Origin of the sequence: Bacillus nitratireducens, assembly GCF_036320425.1 — a bacterium.
GTDB lineage: Bacteria > Bacillota > Bacilli > Bacillales > Bacillaceae_G > Bacillus_A > Bacillus_A nitratireducens.
The window spans coordinates 1-574 of the sequence record NZ_JAUMJO010000049.1 but is presented as its reverse complement, the minus strand read 5'-3'; the positions used below and the strand labels follow the sequence as shown (position 1 = coordinate 574).

Genomic DNA, 574 nt, shown 5'->3' with positions numbered 1-574 from the left:
GATCAAAGCTTACTTACAGCTCCCCGAAGCATATCGGCGTTAGTCCCGTCCTTCATCGACTCCTAGTGTCAAGGCATCCACCGTGCGCCCTTTCTAACTTAACCAAACTAAAATTAAAAAATATGAGCTACACTGTTATCTAGTTTTCAAAGAACATACCATTTGCTATATAAAATAGCTTTTTGGTGGAGCCTAGCGGGATCGAACCGCTGACCTCCTGCGTGCAAGGCAGGCGCTCTCCCAGCTGAGCTAAGGCCCCAAGTTGTATGGTGGGCCTAAATGGACTCGAACCATCGACCTCACGCTTATCAGGCGTGCGCTCTAACCAGCTGAGCTATAGGCCCATACAAATTGCAGGATTTATTTATATCATATCCTCATTTAAGAGTCAATACTTAATTGAACTCTCAAAACTAAACGAAAACGAAACACGGAAACTTATATTGATGAACAGCGTTCATCAATTCTCCATAGAAAGGAGGTGATCCAGCCGCACCTTCCGATACGGCTACCTTGTTACGACTTCACCCCAATCATCTGTCCCACCTTAGGCGGCTGGCTCCATAAAGGTTAC

The 574-nt window shown here is 45.6% G+C and carries 2 tRNA genes and 2 rRNA genes; all 4 read right to left on the bottom strand.

From position 1 onward, the window contains the following. A 23S ribosomal RNA gene (locus Q3V31_RS30780) occupies positions 1-104 on the bottom strand; the annotation flags it as partial. Positions 105-183: 79 nt separating this feature from the next. Continuing rightward, positions 184-259, bottom strand: a tRNA-Ala gene (locus Q3V31_RS30775). A gap of 8 nt (positions 260-267) precedes the next feature. After that, positions 268-344: transfer RNA gene (locus tag Q3V31_RS30770), tRNA-Ile, on the bottom strand. 130 nt (positions 345-474) lie between these two features. Continuing rightward, a 16S ribosomal RNA gene (locus Q3V31_RS30765) occupies positions 475-574 on the bottom strand; the annotation flags it as partial.